This window comes from Methylomonas sp. Uni0009 (genome assembly GCF_054188105.3).
Map to the genome: position 1 here is coordinate 623,980 of NZ_JBTAFN010000001.1, position 22,762 is coordinate 646,741.

Consider the following 22,762-nt stretch of genomic DNA (forward strand, 5'->3'; position numbering starts at 1 on the left):
ACAACCAATCTCCTGAAATTGCCGTTTTAACCGGCTTACCCGAATAATCACCTTAAATATCATAGTTCATCAAAAACTTTTTGATACCACATACAAGTCATATCAACATCAAAATTCGATGCGTCTAATTTTTGAGAATCTTTCAATTTTTTTAATAAGCATTTATTTTGCAAAAAAATCATCATTAACTTAGCGAGCTGCTCACTGTCACCGACATCACAGATATTTCCGTAGTCTTTAAGAATCTCATCGTACCCAGAATAAGCGCTAGCTATCACGCCCGCTCCACAATACATAGCTTCAAGAACGGAATTAGAAAAACCTTCGTTAATAGATGGAAAAACAAACAAATCTGCGTTGAACATATAGGCATAAGGCTCTCTGATAAATCCAAGAATATGCACTCTGTTATCTATCGTTAAATCAGATGACAATTTTTCCAATTCGCTTCGGATCGGCCCATCACCAATAAGAACCAAATCCTGTGTTACCGACTTTGCGATCAAAGCGTAGGCTTGTATAAGAACTTTTAAACCTTTTTGATCATGCAGCCGACTTACATTCAAGATGAACGATCGAGGGAAATTGATACCATGAGATTGATAGGAGTTTATCATGGAAAAATCCAGCCCACTGTAAATAACTCTTATTCGGCTTGCATCCACTATTTTACGGGCTTCAGTTAAGACCCAATTACTTACACATACAATTGCATCAGCATTTTTATATAACTCTGAAATATTCCTAAAATAAAAATCCGGCGGCAGCAGATGAGTTCGAGGAAAAAAGCGATAATGATCAAAAGAAACACGACATGAGAGAACTCGCCTTCCTTTAAAATCTGACTTCATCAGCAAGATATTGCTGTAATCCTCAAAACCGATAGCTATATCTGCCTGATATCGACTAAAGAAATCATTCAATTTCGACAGTCTGTAATAAAAAATGTCTTCTCCGGCAAGCTTATCATATTTATTGACTACTAAAGTCGATATAAAAACTATCTCTATTCTTGGATCGATAACATATCGTATTTCTTTATTATCCTCGAGCAGCACAACAATGACTTTTCTATGATTTGCTTGATGATTTGCTAAAATGGCAACATTCTTTTGCACACCACCGATATCTAGGTTATGCGTGATTACGACAAGAGAGTTAGCGTTTGCTATTGCATTTGACATATACGTCTGATTCAATTTTTCCTATAACAGCAAGCATATATTTCTGCACAATATTCATTGAAATGAACCGACAATTTATTCAGCGCGTCTTGGAACTGCTCGGAAAATGTGCTTAATTGCACATCCGTCATTGGTTTAAACTGAACACCCTCCAACGTGAGAAGCTCTAGGCCAGCCAGCTTAATATCATGTTTAAGAGCGTTTGTGTCGTATACACGTTGGTGTCCAGAATCTATATCATTGGAATTCAGTTCAAAAGGCGTAGAGATCAGCCCCATTTCAACGCCTAATAATCGGTGCACGCTTCGTGCATTCGGTACGATAACATGTAGTCGCCCATCATCCGCTAACCAACGCGATACAATATTTAGCAGGAGACGCGGCTCCTCAACGTGCTCGAGACTGTCGGTTAACAAGATATCCGAATATAGTTCGTTAGGAACAAATTCCTCCCATTTTGCTTGAATAAAACACGCGGATTTCAGCGCCCTATCCTTTTCAACTTGCCTGGAAAACTTATTTTGTACATCGACAATAGTCAGTTTTTCCGACCATCTTACTAAAATAGACGAGGTAGAGGATTCGTCACTGCCCAATTCAAGTACGTTACGCCCATCGAAAAACTTATTTATTTTTTCATACCCATATTGCTTGGTTTTTAGGTAAGACTTATATCTAAGTTCGACAGCTTCATTTATGCGAGCACCAATAACATCTACAAGAATATTATTTCGTTCCCAAAAATTCATAAATAATTACAAATTGTGCTATTAATACATTCAACAAGCACATTACTCGCAATACTTATATCATGTGCTCGAACTGTATATCTTGCATTATTTACCATGTTCATTACTTTATCCTTGTTCGAAAATATCAACTCTATTTGTTCGGCTGCGTCTTTTTCATCATCGGCTTGATAAAGAACTCCGTTATAACCAGACGTAATCAACTCGCTAAACGCCGGCAGCTGCGGCGCCACAACGATGGTTCCGGCCGCCATGGCTTCTAATACGACGTTCGGCTGCCCCTCATAAAGAGAGCCCGTTAACAACATTGACGAATGCTGAAGCAATGCCGGAATGTCATCCCGCTGACCTAAGAAAAATACTTTTTTTTCTATAGCTAAATTACTGGCGTACTCAAGTAATTTTTCATATTCCTGCCCGGTGCCAACTATGCACAATTTTGCTACCGGCTGTATTTTTGCAAAGACCCTAAAAATGAAAGGATAGTTTTTTTGCTCTACCAATCTGCCGATGGCTAGAATTATTGGTGAATCCGAAAAGATACTTTCTAGTCCCCGCGGCTTTGCCACCTTGAGCGAAAAACGTTGAATATTGACTGGATTTCTTAATACTTTGACTTTCTCTTCACCAACAGCAAATGTATCAATAAAATCATTTTTACAGGCTTCCGAAACACACAAAATCTTGTCGGCCTGATTGTACGAGAGGCTAACCAAGTCTCGATTTATTTCTTTGAACTCGAATCGACTTAGCTCCTGGCTTAGGAGGTTACGAACGCAGACAATTACCGGTTTATCTACTAATTTTGCCGCCAAGATAGCAACATAATTTACAAAAAAATCGCTAAAGCCTATCACCAAATCCACTTGTTTCGCACGCTCTGACAAAAAGTGCAGAATAAGAAAAAAATTATCTATTAGTTTCTGTTCGGCTTCCAATAGAAAATGGATCTTAAAACTATTCGGTAATACATGTTCATTTATTTTTTTTAACGCGATAACGGTAACATCGTACCGATCTACCAAGCTATCAGCAAATTGAAGCAGTACATTTTCTGCCCCGCCTTTTGGCAACGCATCGATAACAAACAACACGCTTAGCATCGCGTCACCAAAATTACATCAAGCGTTTAAACAAAGTTCACTCTAAAGCTGTATGCTTTTTCAGTGGAATTGGGATCAGAGTTATCTGTTGCAGAAAATATCAACATATTTCCGTCGACTTTATAACGACCTTTGCCCCAGCGGGTTATCGCGTAATCCGGTGCATTCGGCCATCCTACCGGACTGCCATTTTCATAAAGCATAAATTTTTCAGGCTCTCCCAACGCAATATCGGACTCCAAATTTGCACGCCAGGAATTTCCCCCAAGCGCTTCGAAAGGCTTATTTAATTCAAACAAGGCTTGCTCGCTCAACACATCGTCCCAATAATTTTTCGTATTTATGAACCTCAATAGATACTCAGTATTTCCATCTCCAGCTTTAATATTTATTAATTCAAGGCCTAATATTTCACGTGCGAATGACTCGACTTCTTTATTTGCCGCGAAATCCATAGGATAACCGCCTAACCAATCGCGCACATCATGCCAATAAGACATACCACGCGACTTCTTGTATTCGGCGATATACTTGAATGGATTTTTGCCCTTTCGCAATGAACGCTTAATTGTTTCGCTCCATGCGTAGCACCAGACCATCCATTTTTTTTTAATCGGACCCGCGAGGTTATATTCGCGCTTTACAGCCAGCCAATATTCTGCCGGCGGGTCAACATAGACATCCTTCGAATACAAAGCAATGTAAAACACACCATCTTGCTTTAAACGACTCGCAGCATTTGCAATTGCTAGCCACATATCGCCAGTATGATGCAAAACACCCCAACTGTATAAAACATCAACTTTTGGCAATGTTTCCAAGAAGGTTTTATCCAGCACTGAACCAGAAAGTATCTGCCAATTCGCCGGACTTCCTGAGAATTCATGTAATCTTCGTGTTGTCAGAACCGAAGCTTCATCAATATCAAAACTTATGACATGTTCGGCACCCGCGCGCCAGGCCGCTAGCGAATGCAGACCACTACCGCAGCCGATATCAAGAAATATCTTCCCGAGCAGGTTCTCTATTTTTAAAAACTTCAAAAGGTGTTTCTGAGAAATATCAACCCTTTCATCTGAAAAGTTTTTCTCGATGTAATCTGCCCAGTTTTCGCCAAATTCAAATCGTATGTTTTCTTTATTCAAATTTTTATTCATACCAATGAGTAGTTTTATTTCGTTCCTAATAGTCGCTCAATATTTAACAGATTCCTGTCGTTTACTGTAGTATCCAATCCATGCCAAAGTATGTAGCTATTAAATGGGAGCCGCTTTCATCCGTAATACGGTTCGAGCTTGCATTCTTCGCATCCGCTTTCAACACTTTGAAAAAATCAATTGCTCAACGATAAGATCCAAGCTGATTTGGATTAGTTAGCATCGATTGGCCTGCATTAAAAGCCCCCTACGGGATATTGAGCGAAGCGGACGACACCATGAGAATATCAAATGAATAGGGGGCGCAAGCACTGACAGACATTATTAGCAGGCGAAGAAGTCTTTCTTCCATCATATCATTGTGAATTCCTGAATAGATTGTTCTCGTATAGCATGAGATCCTCCGAAGTATCCACTTCGCCCCAATTCTGCTGGTATGGAATCGCAGCTACGGCCAGCTGTCCACACTCAATAACCCTCTGCAGCATGGTCGTCATATGAATACTATCCCGAATTTGCTCCGGCAAATTATTCATAACAAGCAACACCTGCCTCCATGCTACCGGAGTAAAACGCAGCAAACCCATATATTGGCCCTCGATCTCTTCGACGCACCTCGGCTTATTGCCAATTTCCGCCAATGACCCATCCGGATTCAAGCGAAATGATTCAGCATCAATCAGAGGATCACTGAAGCGCTTCGACCATTGAAACAACCAATTCGGATCGTATAAGACTGCCAGAGCCTCGCTGCTTTCCATTAGCGACTTCACAGCCAGGTAGTCATAAAATATATCCGAATAACTCACGATGCATGGCTCCTGTAGCAGCCACTCTCCCGCGTAACAAAGCGATTCGACCATCTGCGTTTCAGACCAGCGAGGGTTGTGGAACTCGGTAAGCCCTATGTCGGCCAACATTTCCCGCTTATAGCCCGTCACAATGGCAATTTCGCTAATGCCCGCCCTGCGCAGAGCTTCGAGCTGCCATTCCAACAATGTCCGACCATTCAACTGAATCAAGCATTTCGGTCGATCATCGGTCAGATTATTCATCCGGCGACCGCGGCCTGCGGCGAGTATGATTGCTTTCAATATACTAGACTCCTCAACCGTTCCACGTCACGAGTAACAAAATCATCCTCACGTTCTGGGTGCCACATCCATCCTTCCCAGGGCAAATAAACGTGGCGAATCGCCTCAAGTTCGCCATCCTCGCTTTCAGCCAAAACCTTGAATTCGTTGGGACATTCGGCCAATGCAAATTTGTGATAGCTGTTGACCACGCCCGATATTTCCCCTTTCAAGCGATGTCTACAGCGCACATGACCACTGACGGGTTTGAGTAGTGCGCCAGACCAATGTCCAATCATCTGCATGCCACGGCAAATGCCCAATACCGGAAGCTTCCACGACTCCGCGTAGGTCAGGAGCGCGAGTTCCGTCAAATCCCGATCCCCCGATTCGCCAATATCGTTACCACCACCAAGCACGACTGCGTCCGGCCGAATCTGATTGAGCCAGATGATCAGTCCATCAGATACCGACAAGACATTGGGAACGGGAAAAGCAAGCCCACCGGCTGCCTCAATAAACTTGACTAGGCGTTGATCGAGGGCGTCACGAACCTCTTCCCGCTCAGGAAAGATCTCAACCCGCTGACTTACCGCAATTCGCTTCACACCAATACCTCTACCCGACGACCGGCGCAATCCAAAAACAGGCGCTGCGAAGTTGACCAACGCCGGTACAACACCTCGCCTGCGCCGATGACGGCAGGGAGGCCGAGTTCGCCCGCTCGGATGGCCATGTGGGAATTCGCGCCTCCCCAAGCTGTAATCAAGCCGGCAATGGGGTAAGCGAACAGCCAGTCATAACCTGGATCTGCGTTGGGAATGCAGATAATGGTTCCAGTCAACTCTTCCAGATGTCCGCAACCGGCGACAGGTGCCGTAACCTGCTTTTGCGTGATGAAGTTGGGCTGAGTCTCGGGCCATTCAAACGACCATACATCCTCAGGCTTGGCAATCAGCGGGGGCAGCGAAATGCGGAGCCCCGCCGCATGCCGAGCCTTGCCCTGTTCGATATTGCATAGGAGTTCCTCTTTGGGATCGGCTGCGGCCACATACAGTTCCTTGAATAGGTTAATGTCGCTGTAAGAAATATCCTCCCGGGCAATACCCAGCCGCTCCCCCATTTCTCCGATTAGAGCCAGGATATCCGAAAGATTGCGAGTAAAGTGGAATTTCGACAGTTCTCGCAATTCAATCCCGGCCTGAATGAAGTCGAACAATCCAACCGGATCAGGCTGTAGACCATGTGCCTCCAGCAACTTCACAATTTCCCGCATCTGCGGCAAAGTTAGAGAGAAAGGTTTGACCGGCTCTATGTCGGGAGACCACTTGCTCCAGTCAGAATAGAGTTCCGGGGCTTCATCGTAGCGCGGTGACAGAATATCGTACGTCCCCGGACGCAGATGACCGTAGCGTGATAGAAACGTCGTTTTGTCGAGAGTCGCACGATCTCGAGCCATGTTTCTACCGACGGTTGAAACCGATCCCAAAAAGGCATCGTAGTCCGCTTGCGACAACACCCCCACCGACATGAGAGACTTGAGCATCTGAACAGCGATGAAACCCGCGCGTGCCAGACCCGCAAAGGGAAGCGTTCCATAGCGCTTCGCATCCTCCAGAAGCCAGTAAATTCGTTCCAGGGGATCGGCATTAGAAGCCAGCAATGCATCCCGCCGGTTCTTCAGCACGTCGAGCCTCGCCGCGTCCCCCCTCCATAGCCCTTCTTTGGGATGCACGATACGATTGGTGAGTTTGCGCAGACTCTGTGCGATGACGTCACGTTCATGCTTCGAAAACCCTGCCTCGGCGAGTCTTTCCAAACGCTGTGGCAAGTCGAGCGTGTAACAGGAAAACACGATTTCGAACTCCACTTTGTCGTGCAAGGTGGGTTCACGCAACAAGCGGTCAATGTAATGATCAACCAGGCGCCCCGCCAAGCCCTCATCCAAATCGGCGGGGATGAAAGAATTGAAGGACACCCGCACATCGATATAGGGCAAGCCGAAGAAGTGCGGCATTAACGGAAAACTGCGCAGATTGCGATATCCGTAGTTGTGACGTTGATAGGCCCATATCGAGTCGGTAATAAGTTCACGGTAGAGCGAGAGCGCCAGCGGCTTGGGCCGGATACCCACAATTTCAGCCGGGTTCCAATCCGGCATGACGCCATAGACGGTACGGCTCCCTATCAGGAAAGGGTGGGGCTGCATCCCCCGAAAAATCTTCTGCTGAATGCGCATCAAGCGGTCGGTCTGCTTTTCCGGAGACTCCGCCGCAGCCGGCAATATCAGCGGACGCGCCTGTAACAGCCAAAGCACATCACCTTCCGGTTCGCGAGTGACTGCGAATTCGCAGTCCACAGGCAAATTGCCGAACAAAGCCAGCAGCTCTTCCAGCAGAGAGACCAGACTTGCCAAGAACGGTTCAGAAGCCTCGGCGGCGCGGGCTGCGCACTGCCAGGTGCGCCCGCCCAAACCACCTGTTACCGCTGCGGTATCGCTGCCATCCGCCCAGTTGATTGTCCGATAAGGACTTGACGTGTTGGGGTCGTGCGAGAAGGCCACGCCAGATCGCACGACGTTACTCAGCATCGGTTGAATCAGCACCTCGTCACCTGGGTTCCATGCACCGTAGGCGGCGATGACCTGTTCGATCGCCACCGCCAGGGATTCCTGCTCCACATCGGATACGGAGAGGAAAGCTCCTGCGTTCGAAATCGCCGCGCCATCTTCGGCGACGCAGCTTGAACGCACAATCCAGGGGCCTTGCCCTAACGCGGACTGGACACCGTTCAGACATGCGAGTTGCTCAGCCCGCCAGGTCTCGATAGTGAACGAAACCAACGGCGCAATCCTTGCCGTCGTCAGTACAGCCTGCAATGCCCTGAGAGTGCCGGCCTTTGTCGAAAAACTGAGCGGCATCGACATCTAGTTCTTGCGTCGCGCCGTCCAGGCTCGCGTCAGATAGGTGGCTTCGATCAACTCGACCCCTGCGATTTGCTGTTCAACAAAGCTCAGGAAGGCATCGAACTTGTCCGGACCCAGCTGAACACGCAGATCGCTCACCGAACGCCACGCGCCAAGATAGCGCTCAGGAGTCATCGCAATGACGTGTTGCCCCTCAACGTAAACTACATCCTCAAAGAACGAAGAGGAGTTCAATCTCTCGGCAAGCGTTTCGGTTATTCCCGAACGCCCCGAAGAGATTCGTTTAAGGTTGGGCGATAGTGACTCGATATGGGCTTCAATCTCGACCAGAAGTGGATTGACTTCGATCAGCCTCGGATTCCAGAGCGCAGTGAAATACCCACCCGGGCGCAGAACACGGCAAAACTCCCTCGTCGCCACTTCATAGTCCGCCCAATGGAAACTCGACGCCATCGTCAGCCAGTCCGCTGACGATGGTTGCAGGCCGGTTTGTTCAGCGCTGCCAGGTAACCAGCGTATGCCCATCCCTTTGCTATCAGAAATACCGTTTGCCCGCATGCTGTCATTAGGCTCCACGGCTATTGCCGATTTGACCCCCGTCTCCGTGACCATGCGAGTCCAGATCCCAGTACCCGCGCCAACATCCACAAAATCGACCACCCCAATGGGTTTGTCTAAAAGACCGAGTAGCGCTTTCAGGACAGCCGGGCTGTAACCGGGGCGGTACCTCGAATAATCCTCGGCCAACCCAGTAAAATCACCAGCCGTACCCGTAAAGTTGCTGGCCGATTCCCCAACCTCTACCACAGCCCCCTCTCACACATGTATTTCAACATATCATCAACCAAAATTTGGACACCCTTTCCTTCTTCAAAAGCTGCCGTCCAATCCGCGGCTTCCGGTTCATCAACCTCCAGATCCAGCCCCACTACATTTTTCAGTATCCCGGCATCGAATCGCTTGTAGATGCCCTTTGAGTCCCTACGACGCAATTCCTCCAAAGGCACATTCAAGTACACTTCGAAATAGCCTGGCAGGTTTGCCCGATTCCACGAGTGCAACTCACGGAACAAGGAAATAGTGGCAATGACAACGATTAAACCCTGAGCAGAAATTATGCGACAGAGATGGGCATACTTCATCCCCAGAGCCAAACGTCTTTGCCTACCGAAGTTGAGCTCATTATCGTCTACCGCACCAAATACCTCCCGCAGGTCATCGCCATCAAGCAGAACGACAGACTCACCTTGATTTCGCAACCGCTCGACCAACGCGCGCGCAAACGAAGACTTTCCAGCGCCGGATAGACCGGTAACCCAAAACACCGATGGTAGTTGCTTCAGTTCACCTGACACGCCGTATCCACCGTCCCAGGACAATAACGATGCCGGAGGCTGGCTCGCCGGCAAATATCGGCAACGTCTTGTCACTCGCATCATCTTCCGCTTCAACATCCGAAACCGGCCCCTGCTCTGTTAACCCGAGCACAGGGAATCCCAGGTACTGACGATTTCCGGATACCTTTCATCATAAAAGGCTCTGATTTCAGCCAGGAGTTGCCTGTGCCCAAAATCGGGGATGTCATCAAGAGTATTTATCTTCACCGTTTCGTAACTGGTCATACACGCCTTGAAGTCATCGGATATCTTCCTGCACTCGTCATACAGTCTCTCTTTTATCCAAGTCTTGACCAAATCAACAACGAAGCCAAACTTACCCATCGGAGTGGAATAATTGTTGAAGTCACTGGTCAACTGGAGATAGGCAGTAATCTGCCTGTCTTGAGGCATAAATTCAGCCCACAAGTCTGGCGACGGAAATTCAAAAAGCCTGACCATATACGGATTGTCGACGATATCACCATAGCCTGAGAACTTTACTTCCAATTTTCCGTGCAAGACATCAACGGGTATCACCTGCTCATACAAGAACCTTGAAAAATAGGAATTTTCCTTCTCCATGATTGAGCCATATATATTCCTTATGCCGAACAAATCGCAGATCAGGGCTTGCGTTTTTTCGATCTGTGGCATATTGAAGGCTGATACATCCAACACCAATTGCCTGCTGGCCTTGTCTGCAATCCGTGCAGACCTTATCAGATGTCTATATGGACCGATATCCATCAATTTTTGAATGAACGCACAAAGGTCAGCCGGGGGAGAATTGGACCTGACCATCTCATGAAAAAGGCTCGCGTTTATCCACGAAACAAGACCGTCATGCGGCTCTCTAATCAATGTGATGCATGCGGTATTTTCCTTCTCTGAGAGAATCCTATCGACAAGATCCAAGTCGTTAATGGAATGTACCTGGAGCACAAGGCGGTTGGCGGCCATGTGCCATAAATTGTCATAGTTTCTCAGCCAATAAGGCGTCTCCGGATATGGTGGCAAAAAAATATCGTCGTTCTTCGATATTAAGTTGTAGGCGGCCATGGTGCCAACCGAACCTAATGAAATAATTAGTCGATGCATCATCAAATCTCTTGTCCCGCTCAATACCCATTCATGATTGGTTACGAATTTCCAGCCAACATTTAGTAATGTGCAAAATGTCAGTTTGAGTTGAGTGGCGAATATTAAGTCACAGCTTCTGGCCAGCGTTGGAAGGTTTTAATTGAAAGTCTCCAACTGATTATTAAGCGGCCTATTCAAATTTTCGGGGCACTTCCAAACTACGAGCGGCTTGTTTCGTTTTTCTATTAGTCGCCTCAGTTGTTATAAATCGCTATCGTCTCCTTGACCATCCTATCCATCCTGAAATGTTGTTTTATAAAATTGGCGCCAGCTTCCACCATATTATTTCTCAGACTCACATTTTCAAGCAAATCAATTACAGCATCCTCAAGTCCGTCAACATCACCAACATTGACGAGAAACCCGGTCTCGCCATCGATTACAGCATCAACAGCCCCGCCCGCTTTTGTAGACACCACGGGGCAGCCAAGCCACTGAGCTTCAAGCAAAACATTCGGAGTACCTTCTTGGCGAGAACACAATAACGCTACTTTTGCCGCCGAAAAAATTGTCGCCACATCATTTCGGCGTCCTAAAAGAAACACTTGCTTGTCCAGTTGATTTGCCGAAATATATTCACGGATTTTCTGTTCCAGAGGCCCAATACCTGCTATCACGGCAACCACGGTCGAACGTCGCCTGATAATCCGCCGCACCACCTCCAAAAAAATAAGCGGCTGTTTCTCTTCCGACAAACGAAATACACCGGCAATAATTTCCTTATCGGAGGAAATGCCTAATTCGTCCCGAAAATGGGATACTTGTTGATTGGAAGCACGACATATTCCATCAAGCTCAACGCCGTTAAGGATGACCGCAAATCGTTCTTTTGGTATATCAAGCCATTTTGCATAATCTTCGGCGCCGGCATAAGAATTATTAATGAAGCGAATATTGGGACTACGTGCCAACTGAGAATACATCGCATACAAATAAGGGTCTGCCAAATAGGGGAAATGTGTTGGGTTTACGTTTCTGGTACTCAACACAATGAGCGGGATTTTTGCGAGCAGCGCTGCGACACCTCCCCATATGTTTGGATGATCCAGCCAAGAATGAAAGATATCCGGGGGCTCACAAATCAGTTCACCCAGTATATCGATAGTAAAAGAGCGGAACTTTTCCGGGATATTTATTAAATAATCTTCACCCTCAGGGAGAGATTTTATTGCCGACTCGAATTTAGGATCAAAGCATTCACCGGCGACACGTACCGAAATCCCCTCTTTATGCAGCAAATCAATATAGTGACCGTGTTCATCAGTTGGTTTATATATCAGCATAACCGACACATTAAAACCCAATCTGCGCATACCAATAACGCAATTGCACAGTTGTCGTTCAGCCCCTCCGGACTGGAGACTTCCAATCATATGAGTCACTTTAGGCGTGCGGGGTATCGACGCAACTGGCTTCGACGCTTCAGATTGAAGCCAGTTTTCCAAGAAAAGCGAACGAGCATGCCATTCCCTATTTTCTTCTTCGGCTGTTAATTTCACCCGAACCTCACCGCTACGTAGCAAATTTAATTTGCGCAGGATTTTACGAAACTGGTATTTAATAGGCGATTTTTTCCGTCTCCTTTCAAAAAACCATGACGAGTACTGTCCCATTTCTTAAGATACAACCTTATTAAAATTTAAAAACACATTTCAAAAATTACTAGGTTGATTACCTAACTATTCCAACCCATGTCCCCCAGCCGTATACGCCTAGACATTCCACTTCATGGTTCTTCTCCATCCTGTCCAGCGCGATCTTTGTGGGCAAGGCTTTTTCATTGCCTATACTGAAGTAATCATCCACAACCAAATATGTACCCGACCTAACAGGCTGGTGAAAAACCCGCCGATATTTCCCCTTACCCACGATGTTCGTGATTTTTTCGAGTTGAAATCGGTCATGACATCGAGTTTCAAGCGTTTTGCCCCGGTTTCAAGGGCTTTTTATTCGCCTGAAGCCGTCTGTGGACGGTTTTCAGGCGAACTCCACCCTAGGCGGGTGCACTCCACGCCGGTTTCGGCGTGAACACCAATAGGTTGAGCATGCGCGTCAGGTTGTAGGCGGCAAAGCAAAACAAGGCCTGACCCGCGACTTTGGCTAAGCCGATGTGACGGGTTTTGCGCAGGCCGCCGACCGTTTTGACCCAGCCAAAGGCTTCTTCGACGATTTTGCGGCGCTTGAGACTTTGGGCGTAACCTTTGCCGCGCGCGGTGCGGCCGTCGACGGCACTGCCAATCTTTTTGCGGGCCACATGGGCTTTGATATCACGGGACTCGAGTCCGTTGACGAACGCCGGTTGGTCATAGCCTTTGTCGGCACCGACGCTGCCACCTTGGGGCACGCGGCGTTTGATCATTTTTTGCGCGGCTTCGATTTCGGCGGTGCCGGTGGCTTGAGTGGTTTCGACATCGACAATCAGGCCGTTGCGATTCTCGGACAAGGCATGGGTGATGTAACGCAGTTTGGCCTCGGTGTATTCGCCTTTCTTGTAAAGCCGGGCTTCGGGATCGGTTGTACTTTGATGGGTGGCGTTGCTGCGCTTTTCGCCACTGAAGTCGATCTCGGGATTGCGGCCGGCGGGTTTATCGGGACCACTACCATCTTTTTTGACGAAGCTTTTGTGCGAGGCCCAGGCTTCAATGAGGCTACCGTCGACACTGAAGTGTTCGTCGGACACCAGATTTTGCCATTCGGCTATGGCCAGTACCCGCTCAAAAAATTCGCGACTCAGGGCTTCGGACAGCAGGCGTTCGCGGTTGGCACTGAACACTGTGCGTTCCCACACGGCGTCGTCGATGCCCAGACCGACAAACCAGCGAAACAACAGGTTGTAGTCCAGTTGTTCCATCAACTGACGCTCGCTACGGACCGTATACAGGACTTGTAACAGCAAGGCGCGCAGCAGTTTTTCAGGGGCAATCGAGGGACGGCCTGTGTGCGAGTAACGCTCGGCAAAGACGGCATCCATCGAGGCCAATACGCCATCAACCAGTAGCCGTAAACGACGCAACGGATGCTGTTTGGGAATACGGTCTTCCAGGCCAACATAGCTGAACCAGCTGTTTTGAATGGCATCGTGTCCGCGCATTGAAAGGCTCCAAATTTAGGTAGCCTATTTTAACAGTTAGCCGCTCATCTATGCCTTAGCTTACTTGGCTTTTCGAGTTTTTCACCAGCCTGCTAAGCAGGCTTCCAAAAACCTCAAAATCCTGATCAATCTGTCCATCGGCATCAATACAAATCAAGCCAGCTTCGCCTTCTCCAATTTCATTTTTGATTATATTGGCTACCTTAGGATCTCTGCTGATTCCAGTAATTAGTTGCACATATCCGTCCAAACGCCATTCTTGTAGATTATGCTTCAAGTCCGAAATAATATCTTTTGTCGGACAATGGGGATGATCAATATAAGCACCTCCCATTTCCACACTAATGGTATCCCGCTGTCTTTGATACCCATACCGATGGCTATCGTCGAACCACCAATATATGGACCAATCTCGATAATGGCGCCCGTTGAGTATTTTGCAAGATGATAAAGAATCGATAACGCATCGGAATGGAGCATTGAGATTTTTCTATTCAGCCCCACAAATTCAGAATAAAGCATCGAACTGCGATAATATGGCAGCAGATAGCTCATCTCGACAGGAGTATCCGGAAGTTCATTAAAATCGACCATATTTATTTAATTTCTCTAAAATCCATATAGTTTCACCCCTAACGCCATTAATTTTCGAATGCCGTTAAACCACAACTCTCAAGATGGCAAACGAATATTGTCATGAATTTTTTCTTAACCATGATTCAAGAATAAGTAACGGCCAGACTTGATAGATAGAAAAATATCCGCTTTCTTGTTTTGCCACCAACATCTCAATCTCTTTAGGATCGAGATGTTCCTTCAATTTGCTACTTTCACATAACAACATTTCCCTGGCTAACAACAATACCTCATCCTTAGACCAAGCATTTGCAGGCAAGCCAAAACCCTGTTTACGCCTATTCATCCAATCTTCCGGCAAGTATCTTGAGGCCAACTGCTTTAATATCCGCTTCGTCTCATCCGGCGCCTTCCAGCACGAATCAGAGCGAACTTTCCTGGCAAATTGTGCCACACTCAAATCAAGCAAGGGACAACGAACCTCAAGAGATACTTGCATACTCATGCGGTCGACTTTTGCCAGCACCGCACCCGGTAAATAGGTTTGCGCATCCAGATGACGCATACGATGCATCAAGGGCATTTTTGTAGAATCAAGCATCTCCGCCCATTCTAATAACAATTTATTTACCGACTCCGAAATTCCTCCCATTAGCTTGCTGACCTGGACTGGCTGAAATATTAACCAGCGCGGCGAGAGGTAGGCTGATGACGCACTCCAGCTACTTTCAGATACCGTTCCTTTCAACGATTGCCCGGCCCAGTTTTCTTCTTCATTCAGAGTGTCCCGGTAACGACCATATCCGCCAAACATCTCGTCACCACCATCACCCGAGAGCGCCACAGTGACATGTTCACGGGCATGATGGCACAACAGTAAAGTGGGTAAGCAGCTGGTATCCCCATTCGGCTCATCAAGGCGAGATGCTATCTCGTGCACCAGCGCAATGGCATCGGGCTTAAGAAGTCTCTCGTAGTGGTCGGTACCTAAATACTCGGCAATTTCACGCGCCGCACCATGCTCACTCTCAGCAGAACCTTCAAAACCAATCGTAAACGTTTTGAGCTTTCGCCCCAGCTCCTTGGTTGCAATCGCAGCAACCAAAGATGAATCGACCCCACCCGATAAAAACGCCCCCAGGGGGACATCTGAAACCAGCCGCTTTTCTACAGCCTGAATGACAGCCTCGCCTAATTGGTCAATTTCACTTGTTTGATCTGGCTCGGTCTTTGGTTCTGTCGGGCAAAAATCCGCATATTGATTTATCCGGATTATTGGTACACCGCCTCGAGAAAAGTCTGCTTCAAGATAGTGTCCCGGAGGCAATTTTCTAGCTCCGGAGAAAATAGTGTGGGGAGCGGGAACGTATTGCGTCATTAAATAGAGCGACAAAGCATCCTTATCTATCGACGCATCAAACAATGGTATAGCACGTAGCGACTTCAACTCTGAAGCAAAAGCGAAATAATTTGAACCTTGACTGTAATAAAGTGGTTTTTTTCCGAACGGATCCCTCGCAAGCAGAAGACGTTTTGTTCTTTCGTTCCAAACGGCAAATGCAAACATACCGTCCAATTTCTTCAGTGACTCCACTTCCAAGTTTTCGAACAGAAAGGGCAACACCTCGCTATCAGTGTTTGAGCGAAAGCAATACCCTTTTTCGATGAGTCGGCTACGCAACTGCTGAAAATTGTAAATTTCTCCGTTAAAAGTTACCCATACCGAACCGTCACCGTTTCCCATGGGTTGTCGCCCGTCGGCACTAAGATCGATGACCGATAAACGCCTGTGAGCCAATGCGCAATTACCCGATTCATTTACCCAAATCCCCGCATCATCAGGCCCACGATGCGTCATTGAATCTCTTATCGAGCGAGTGATTGAAGCAATCCGTTCCTTACCGAATCCAGCCCCCCAATCGATTAAACCTGCTATTCCACACATAAACCGTTAGTTACGTTAGCTCTTGGCCTTTTGCAATTAGTCGCCATTTTTTTTTCGCATACGATGATTCGTTGCGCATCGAATGGTAAAGACACCTAAAATTCCGCAGTCGTCTGCGCGATAAAGCCGACTTCAATTAGACATAGCGGCAACGTTTGTTTTAGCTTGATTATCAACTTTAGGTAACTTTTAATAATTACAGACCGTATAATTAAGAGATTATTTAGAATTTAGTCTTAACAAATAAGCCAGAAAATTACTATTCATCGCCACGAAAATATCATCCCGATTTTCGACCTAATATATGCCATGCGCAGTTATGGGGCTCCCCCCTATTTAAGGTGACAATATCTTCAAATCCCGCGTCTCCATACCAGTTGTAAACAATGTCTTCCGGAATAGTCCAGTTATAGAAGGTATTCAGCATATCCATGTAATTGATGGCATTGTCGGGGTCTTCGGCAATTCGAAAAACAAAGTCCTGCTTTTCTTGCATGGTTTGGCATTCACGGTGAAACTGTTTCCTTAACTCACGCACCCCATCCGATGCATGATAGGTTGGCGCATAAACCATTATGTATAAACTCCCGCCTGGTTTCACTGTGGATGCTACGTTCTGAAAAGCTTTTTGAGGATCATGTGTGCACATGACGACTCCCCAACACAGCACAAAGTCGAAGGCTTCATGCAAATCGGGTCGACTAGGAATATCAAAAATATCGAGTCGCTCTGTATTCGGATTAAACCTTCTCGTCGAATTCAAAGCATGCTCCGACACATCGACCGATTTAACATCCCCTTCCAGCGCCAACAGCGTTCTAGTCCATCGACCGGCGCCACATCCAATATCCAAGCACCTCTGTCCACGAAAAAAATCCAAAGGGAATTTGGGCTCGAGATACAGCTTTCCGCCTACTGCGCGGCGTTCGTCATTGCCGCTAGGCCTTAGAATCTTCGATACCAGCGGATAAATTCTGCCAAAACGCCGCCGCTTAATTACATCTGAAACACCAGTCAACTCATAAATTCGGTCATCAATGTACTGATTTGATGTTTCGACGCCAGTGTGGTCGCAAAACCCGCGTTGCCGCTCAAGAAATAAACGCCACTGATCGTCAAACTGCTCCGAATAAGTCACAGGTTGATAACGCCCCGAATAGCTATCATCCCAAATCACCAAACCGTCATCAAAATCAGGATTACGACCAACGACCGGAGCATTCAATACTGAATCCAACATTTCTCTTTGCCCAATCTAAAACTTCATTACAGCTTAATTATAAATGCACCACCGGAAGCCAAATTGACCAATGGCTCCGGTTTGTCATTCATGAAGGCATCCACCACCTGGGTGACACCGGGACAAGATTCGTGACCATAATCATCAAACAAAATGAGTGCCCCGCTGTTTAATCTGGGATAAAAAAACATTAATGAATCCAATGTAGGCTGCGCAAGATCGACATCAATATGCAAAAAACAAAAACGACGATTTGCAACTTCCGTGAACCGTTGCGGGATCCAGCCCTGATAAATTGTTACTACGGATGGATCATCGAAAGGGGCCAAAGTGTCCCAGACATCACTTACGGAGCCATGCAAATCACCAGCCTTCCACCAGTCACCGTCAATCGCGACAGGGGACGACAAGCCCTCGAACGAATCGAAAAGAAAAAGCTGCTTTTTCAAATTGCCGCGAACAATATGACGAGCCAAGAAAAACGCGGACCCTCCTTGGTAAGTACCGCATTCCGCAACATCTCCTTCAACATTTACCACCAGCTTGAAAAGTTGTTCAAGATTGAATTTCCTTTCATAGCTGTAATCGGCATCGGGACTTACATGCGCAAAATCAGCCGCAAACTCCTGATCAATATCAACACGCCGCCCAATATCCGGAAGCCTGCTGTACGGCCATATCTGCCTGTATGCTTCACGGGCAAGACGAAAACGATAGAACGGTGGCAAATTCGAATAGCCTCCTGTTTCGTTTCCAATTATCTGGTCGGGACTATTTACAGCATACATGCTACTCGGCAGCACAGCTTCATATCGACGACCATTATCAATCGGCGAACTGTTATCGCTAGATGAAAACCAAATATAATTTCCGTAATGAGAATATAGTCCGCATCCTATGGCACGAATATCATCATGGATGGCATGCGGCGGCCATAACTCCACACCATCTTCAAACAGAATTATTTTCGATGAATAAGGACTGCTCTCGGTATCACCAATAGGCGACTCGTTTGGCATTTTGATTACAAATGCATGCCCCTTATCAAACCGGATATTTTCTCTAGGAAACAAGAACATCCTAGAGCAAAAATTCAATGAATTCATATCAGCCTAAAATGCATAAACTTAAAATATCGACTCAAAACCGCTTTATCAATTAATTTAAAAAACACTACGTAAACGCTTATTTATAACACCAAGCATCTATTAATTCAAAAAACGACCTCGACACTGATTTTCCGAAACCCAACTGCAACTCCTTATTGTACTTGTAGTATAAGGAGTTAGATTTTTTCAATAATTCAATATAACCACCGCATTCCAACGAAAAATCACAGATAATTTTTGCCATATCAATATTTTTCATTGGAATCCCCCATAAACCATCAAATTGTTCTTTTTTCAAACCTAGACTTTCATACATCAAGGAAAAAGCTTTATATCGCCCATCGGATGTATTAAAAAAGCTTTTGTCGCAGCCAGATATATCAGCCACAACGTAGGCAACAACACTATTCTCGTCGCACCCGGCCCACAGATCTCTTATGCACACATCAACCTGTGAATACGAACAAACATTAACAAAAGGAATTTCATTTTTAATCAGAAAAACATCTCTGAGAGCATTATTATAAAATAACAAATACAAATCCGATAATATAGAGTACTCAAAAATATTCTCCACATCAACCCATAAAATCTGTTCATCAACCCGTTTATCCAAAAACAAACTTTCAAAATCCTTATCGTTTTTTGGTATAGCATAGAGTACGTTCGCATACTCTCTTAGCAACCCAACAATAAAATCTACTTCTATTACGTTAGATGGCATATCTGAGCAAATAACAAACTTATTGTACCGCAATACATTTACTGATTTATAAGAACTTCTCATGTAATCAATATATTCGATATAAGTCAAAGCCTGCATAAAATATCTATCAGCACCTTCCTTGCCTTCATTCATTTGATTGCCACCAATAGATACAATAAAGTTATTCTCACTCCTCGATCTGAATTCCTCAAGACTTTCCCCGCCTCCACTCGGGAAAGGATCAAGATAAATATCTATCACAAATGCATAAACTTTAGGATCAATGTACCCTTCAAAGAAAACTTTATCCGAGACACCAAAACTTTCTATAACTGCCAGAATTCGGCTATTGTCGCCATTTCCACAAACCAAGAAAACTAAATCCTTACCAGACAACAATAACCTAGCAATCACATTTAGATATTCTCTATCTTCCATTTTTGCAAGTCTACCAATCGCACCGAGTACGATTGTATTGCCAGACCATCTTTGTCTAATGAAGTTGGCTTTCTGCTGGCAATCGTGTTTATCAGTTACAGAATAGTCAGTCAATATATTAAATTCTGAAAACTCATAACCATAGAGCTTATAGTCATCGGTAGAATAATGAAGTATTCTTTTATCGATACCCTGCACGTCAAAAACATAATTTCCATGACTCCAAAATATCTGAATCGGCGCGACTCTAGAGGCAAACAAAAAGTTTATTTCCGGACGACCATTGACAGCAATTAGAATATCGACATTGTCTTGAACCAGCCTCTCTCTAACAAGAGTTACCTTCTTAAATATAGAATAAAAGTGTTCATTACTTCCAACATACTCGCCATGAAGATCGATATACTCAAATCCCAAACCAGTTATTTTTTTAACTAGACTTGAATCGGAACCACCTAACTCACTAGAATTTAGATCATAAATCAAAAAATAATAATAAGAGCTTGCATCGCCTTTTTTTAAGTTAATCAACAATGAATAGAGAACATTAAAAATAGAATAGTCAACCAGCCTGTCGAGTAAAAAAACAACTTTTCTAATAGCACCATCCTCTCCCAACCGCCGAGGGTTAGGCAAGATGTTTAGAGTGGGAATAACCTCATTTCGAAGATAAGCCTCCAAAGGCTTATCAACCTCATCGTTGAATCGCCTAAAATCATCCTGAGATAGTAACACCCCGTTGTGACAGTAAAGCAGGGGAGGATATAACCAAAGAACCAACTCTGTTAGCCCGCTCGAAATGGCTTTCAAGTATATCGGATAAATAGCTTTATATATATCTAAAAAAACAACGCTTCTTTCATAAAACAATATTGTAAAATAAACCAGCTTACATATTAACTTCTTTTGAGCCTCTATACTCAAAACGAAAAAATTCTCTCTAAATAAATTCTTTGAGTATAGACTTATATAAACACCCAAATATTGGCTTGGGAAAACCAAGCAAATAAGCCCGTAATTATTATAAATATCCATCAAATCATCTGAATCCGCCAAGATATTGAAATATTTATCCTGCAATTCAGCAATTATTAATGGGTTAACGATAACTGACAGCGCATACCAAATTTGCAAACTCTTCGTATCATTTCGAAGCTCTTCTCCCTCAAAGCAACGCAAACAATTAGCCGCAACTTGTTTCGACTTTGCGTCAAGCAGAAACATATTGTTTTGTAGAAAACCATGCATCAAATTAATCAGTTTTTCGATTTCACTATAACCATTTGCTTGGTTATCAGACAACTTTCTCATCAATACCGTCAATGTCAACCGTAAAATGAAATTTACGGTTTCCGCACTCAATTCGGTCTCATGTATAACCTTTAAAAACTCTGCCTCCAAGTGTTGAATCACATTCATTATCGAACCAGATATCTGGTTTTTTACTACCTCGCTTAAGTCTTTGTTTGTAAAATCAACCCTTATCGGCAATAAATCAATATTTGATAAAAAATAATCAACAAAACAATCCGCTTTAACGTTTATACAATTATTAGGCGCATCATATATTACCGGACCGTCATAGTAATTCATTATCAACCCACTATCATGTAACTTAGAATCTGATAATGCTGCTGCCCCGTCTAAATAATATACAACCGAATACTTCTTCATCGTAGGATAAGATCCGAAACTTACTAAACACGACTATTGGTGGATAAACAAAAGTTGAACTATGGGCACTAATTAAATCTCACCCAGCATAAAAACGCACCTTAACCAACAATAAACTTCACAATTTATTCCAATGGAAATATAAAAAATCAAACCATAAAAAACCAAACTATACAGAACTATAGCGAGAACAAATTTCCTGAATGCGTGCGTACACTTCCGTGTCATATTCCTGAATCTCTGGAAACATCGAAATTCCAGCTCCCGCAATATACAAAAATCCTTGAGCCAATAAACCGGCATGAATAGAATTGTTAATATACATTGGAGCATTAACTTTCGTTATCAAATAAAAATATTTTTCACATAGTCTCAGATATATTTTTACAAACAACTTATCATCAAAGCAGTCATTAACCAAAAAAACCGCTTGTCGAACAGCATCTCTTAGCACAATAAATTGATCAACCCGACTGCCAAATGAGTATGGCGCAGCATATTCCCTTGGTCCTTTTGTTTTACCAAACATCGGATCGCCACTATCTTCAATCGGTTGCTCATGCCCTTCAAAACAGGAAACCTCTGATGTAGAAATCACGTCGCACTTTGCACACACCAATAGCTCCAAAAACAAATGCGGATATACTCGGTTCCGCTCCAATCCAATTTTGAAAATATCCAATATTCCATATTTTTTGATAAGCCCAACGTTGTAGATGGTTCCAGAAAAATAGTTATTTGCAAATGAAAATCCAGTCAACGCCTCCTCTCCGGAGAAAAATGATTTGTCCGGTCTTGTGTGGGAGTTTCGTGGATTCATCCCTGTAACCGGCTCAATGCTTCCTCGAATAATCCCCAAATTAGGTAAAGATAACGCGGGTAGAATTTGCCGAATCATTTCTGGATTCGCGTAATCCTCGTCGCTTAGTATCATCACAAAATCGGTTTTACACAACTCTAGAGCCTTCAGAAAATTACCCTGAGCAAATGTATTAGTTTTGTGGCGAATATAGTTCAATCGATGATCGGCTTTGGCGAGTGTATTTAGCTCAGCGTAACTATCAGTTTCTTCAACTGAGGCATTATCCAAGATCATTAGCTCCCAGTTTTCATCTAATTGAGGCAATAACATTTTTGCCATTTCTAGCACTCGCCGCCCTCTGTTGTAGGACATGACCGCAATAGTAAATACTAAGTTGGCTGAACTTTTCAATGAGCTATTTTCAAAAGTAATAGATTCTTGCATAGATTAAATATATGTTTCGATGATTT

19 protein-coding genes are annotated in these 22,762 nt (G+C 44.8%); all 19 read right to left on the reverse strand.

What is annotated here, in order from left to right; translation table 11 throughout:
• Window positions 1-59: 59 nt before the first annotated feature.
• The 19 genes from ACWAU0_RS02930 to ACWAU0_RS03020 all read right to left on the reverse strand — a co-directional run bounded on the left by ACWAU0_RS02930 (window position 60) and on the right by ACWAU0_RS03020 (window position 22,736).
• Window positions 60-1,184, reverse strand: coding sequence for a glycosyltransferase (locus ACWAU0_RS02930; RefSeq protein WP_458138260.1), 1,125 nt, complete (start codon window positions 1,182-1,184; stop codon window positions 60-62).
• Between the two features lie 11 nt (window positions 1,185-1,195).
• Complete coding sequence (locus ACWAU0_RS02935) at window positions 1,196-1,933, reverse strand: methyltransferase domain-containing protein (protein WP_458138261.1); 738 nt, start codon at window positions 1,931-1,933, stop codon at window positions 1,196-1,198.
• Window positions 1,930-3,036, reverse strand: a complete 1,107-nt coding sequence (locus ACWAU0_RS02940) for a glycosyltransferase (RefSeq protein ID WP_458138262.1) — start codon at window positions 3,034-3,036, stop codon at window positions 1,930-1,932. Before ACWAU0_RS02940 ends, ACWAU0_RS02935 begins: the two co-directional genes overlap by 4 nt.
• A 26-nt stretch (window positions 3,037-3,062) precedes the next feature.
• Window positions 3,063-4,193 (reverse strand): class I SAM-dependent methyltransferase, encoded by a 1,131-nt coding sequence (locus ACWAU0_RS02945; RefSeq protein WP_458138263.1) that lies wholly within the window; start codon window positions 4,191-4,193, stop codon window positions 3,063-3,065.
• A gap of 356 nt (window positions 4,194-4,549) precedes the next feature.
• Window positions 4,550-5,287 (reverse strand): phosphocholine cytidylyltransferase family protein, encoded by a 738-nt coding sequence (locus ACWAU0_RS02950; protein ID WP_458138264.1) that lies wholly within the window; start codon window positions 5,285-5,287, stop codon window positions 4,550-4,552.
• A complete protein-coding gene (locus ACWAU0_RS02955) occupies window positions 5,284-5,874 on the reverse strand; it encodes a gamma-glutamyl-gamma-aminobutyrate hydrolase family protein (protein WP_458138265.1) in 591 nt (196 codons plus the stop codon). Before ACWAU0_RS02955 ends, ACWAU0_RS02950 begins: the two co-directional genes overlap by 4 nt.
• The gene (locus tag ACWAU0_RS02960; RefSeq protein ID WP_458138266.1) at window positions 5,871-8,192 is read right to left on the reverse strand and encodes a PEP-utilizing enzyme; all 2,322 of its coding nucleotides are present in this window, start codon (window positions 8,190-8,192) and stop codon (window positions 5,871-5,873) included. Before ACWAU0_RS02960 ends, ACWAU0_RS02955 begins: the two co-directional genes overlap by 4 nt.
• Complete coding sequence (locus tag ACWAU0_RS02965) at window positions 8,193-8,939, reverse strand: class I SAM-dependent methyltransferase (protein WP_458138267.1); 747 nt, start codon at window positions 8,937-8,939, stop codon at window positions 8,193-8,195.
• 53 nt (window positions 8,940-8,992) lie between these two features.
• Window positions 8,993-9,547, reverse strand: coding sequence for an adenylyl-sulfate kinase (locus tag ACWAU0_RS02970; protein ID WP_458138268.1), 555 nt, complete (start codon window positions 9,545-9,547; stop codon window positions 8,993-8,995).
• 120 nt (window positions 9,548-9,667) lie between these two features.
• The gene (locus ACWAU0_RS02975; protein WP_458138269.1) at window positions 9,668-10,630 is read right to left on the reverse strand and encodes a hypothetical protein; all 963 of its coding nucleotides are present in this window, start codon (window positions 10,628-10,630) and stop codon (window positions 9,668-9,670) included.
• Window positions 10,631-10,905: 275 nt separating this feature from the next.
• Window positions 10,906-12,210 (reverse strand): glycosyltransferase, encoded by a 1,305-nt coding sequence (locus ACWAU0_RS02980; RefSeq protein ID WP_494522368.1) that lies wholly within the window; start codon window positions 12,208-12,210, stop codon window positions 10,906-10,908.
• A 494-nt stretch (window positions 12,211-12,704) separates the two neighbouring features.
• The gene (locus ACWAU0_RS02985) at window positions 12,705-13,802 is read right to left on the reverse strand and encodes an IS5 family transposase (RefSeq protein WP_458137750.1); all 1,098 of its coding nucleotides are present in this window, start codon (window positions 13,800-13,802) and stop codon (window positions 12,705-12,707) included.
• Window positions 13,803-13,857: 55 nt separating this feature from the next.
• Complete coding sequence (locus ACWAU0_RS02990; RefSeq protein WP_458138271.1) at window positions 13,858-14,079, reverse strand: hypothetical protein; 222 nt, start codon at window positions 14,077-14,079, stop codon at window positions 13,858-13,860.
• Entirely contained in the window at window positions 14,076-14,396 is a 321-nt protein-coding gene (locus ACWAU0_RS02995) for a hypothetical protein (protein WP_458138272.1), read from the reverse strand. Before ACWAU0_RS02995 ends, ACWAU0_RS02990 begins: the two co-directional genes overlap by 4 nt.
• Before the next feature lie 100 nt (window positions 14,397-14,496).
• Window positions 14,497-16,323, reverse strand: coding sequence for an asparagine synthase (glutamine-hydrolyzing) (asnB, locus tag ACWAU0_RS03000; RefSeq protein WP_458138273.1), 1,827 nt, complete (start codon window positions 16,321-16,323; stop codon window positions 14,497-14,499).
• 280 nt (window positions 16,324-16,603) lie between these two features.
• Window positions 16,604-17,563 carry a class I SAM-dependent methyltransferase gene (locus ACWAU0_RS03005; RefSeq protein ID WP_458138274.1) on the reverse strand — a complete coding sequence of 320 codons (960 nt, stop codon included), beginning with the start codon at window positions 17,561-17,563 and terminating at the stop codon, window positions 16,604-16,606.
• A 26-nt stretch (window positions 17,564-17,589) separates the two neighbouring features.
• On the reverse strand, window positions 17,590-18,669 hold the full coding sequence (locus ACWAU0_RS03010) for a TylF/MycF/NovP-related O-methyltransferase (protein ID WP_458138275.1): 1,080 nt from the start codon (window positions 18,667-18,669) through the stop codon (window positions 17,590-17,592).
• A gap of 79 nt (window positions 18,670-18,748) precedes the next feature.
• Window positions 18,749-21,490: a glycosyltransferase family protein gene (locus ACWAU0_RS03015; protein ID WP_458138276.1), complete on the reverse strand. Its 2,742-nt coding sequence runs from the start codon at window positions 21,488-21,490 to the stop codon at window positions 18,749-18,751.
• A 169-nt stretch (window positions 21,491-21,659) separates the two neighbouring features.
• Window positions 21,660-22,736, reverse strand: coding sequence for a glycosyltransferase family 2 protein (locus ACWAU0_RS03020; RefSeq protein WP_458138277.1), 1,077 nt, complete (start codon window positions 22,734-22,736; stop codon window positions 21,660-21,662).
• Window positions 22,737-22,762 lie beyond the last annotated feature (26 nt).

Excerpts from the sequence above, each read along its gene's own strand:
- ACWAU0_RS02930 (WP_458138260.1), bottom strand. The coding sequence starts at position 1,184 with ATGTCAAATGCAATAGCAAACGCTAACTCTCTTGTCGTAATCACGCAT.
- ACWAU0_RS02935 (WP_458138261.1), bottom strand. The coding sequence starts at position 1,933 with ATGAATTTTTGGGAACGAAATAATATTCTTGTAGATGTTATTGGTGCT.
- ACWAU0_RS02940 (WP_458138262.1), bottom strand. The coding sequence starts at position 3,036 with ATGCTAAGCGTGTTGTTTGTTATCGATGCGTTGCCAAAAGGCGGGGCA.
- ACWAU0_RS02945 (WP_458138263.1), bottom strand. The coding sequence starts at position 4,193 with ATGAATAAAAATTTGAATAAAGAAAACATACGATTTGAATTTGGCGAA.
- ACWAU0_RS02960 (WP_458138266.1), bottom strand. The coding sequence starts at position 8,192 with ATGTCGATGCCGCTCAGTTTTTCGACAAAGGCCGGCACTCTCAGGGCA.
- ACWAU0_RS02975 (WP_458138269.1), bottom strand. The coding sequence starts at position 10,630 with ATGGCCGCCTACAACTTAATATCGAAGAACGACGATATTTTTTTGCCA.
- ACWAU0_RS02985 (WP_458137750.1), bottom strand. The coding sequence starts at position 13,802 with ATGCGCGGACACGATGCCATTCAAAACAGCTGGTTCAGCTATGTTGGC.
- ACWAU0_RS02995 (WP_458138272.1), bottom strand. The coding sequence starts at position 14,396 with ATGGTCGATTTTAATGAACTTCCGGATACTCCTGTCGAGATGAGCTAT.
- asnB (WP_458138273.1), bottom strand. The coding sequence starts at position 16,323 with ATGTGTGGAATAGCAGGTTTAATCGATTGGGGGGCTGGATTCGGTAAG.
- ACWAU0_RS03005 (WP_458138274.1), bottom strand. The coding sequence starts at position 17,563 with ATGTTGGATTCAGTATTGAATGCTCCGGTCGTTGGTCGTAATCCTGAT.
- ACWAU0_RS03010 (WP_458138275.1), bottom strand. The coding sequence starts at position 18,669 with ATGAATTCATTGAATTTTTGCTCTAGGATGTTCTTGTTTCCTAGAGAA.
- ACWAU0_RS03015 (WP_458138276.1), bottom strand. The coding sequence starts at position 21,490 with ATGAAGAAGTATTCGGTTGTATATTATTTAGACGGGGCAGCAGCATTA.
- ACWAU0_RS03020 (WP_458138277.1), bottom strand. The coding sequence starts at position 22,736 with ATGCAAGAATCTATTACTTTTGAAAATAGCTCATTGAAAAGTTCAGCC.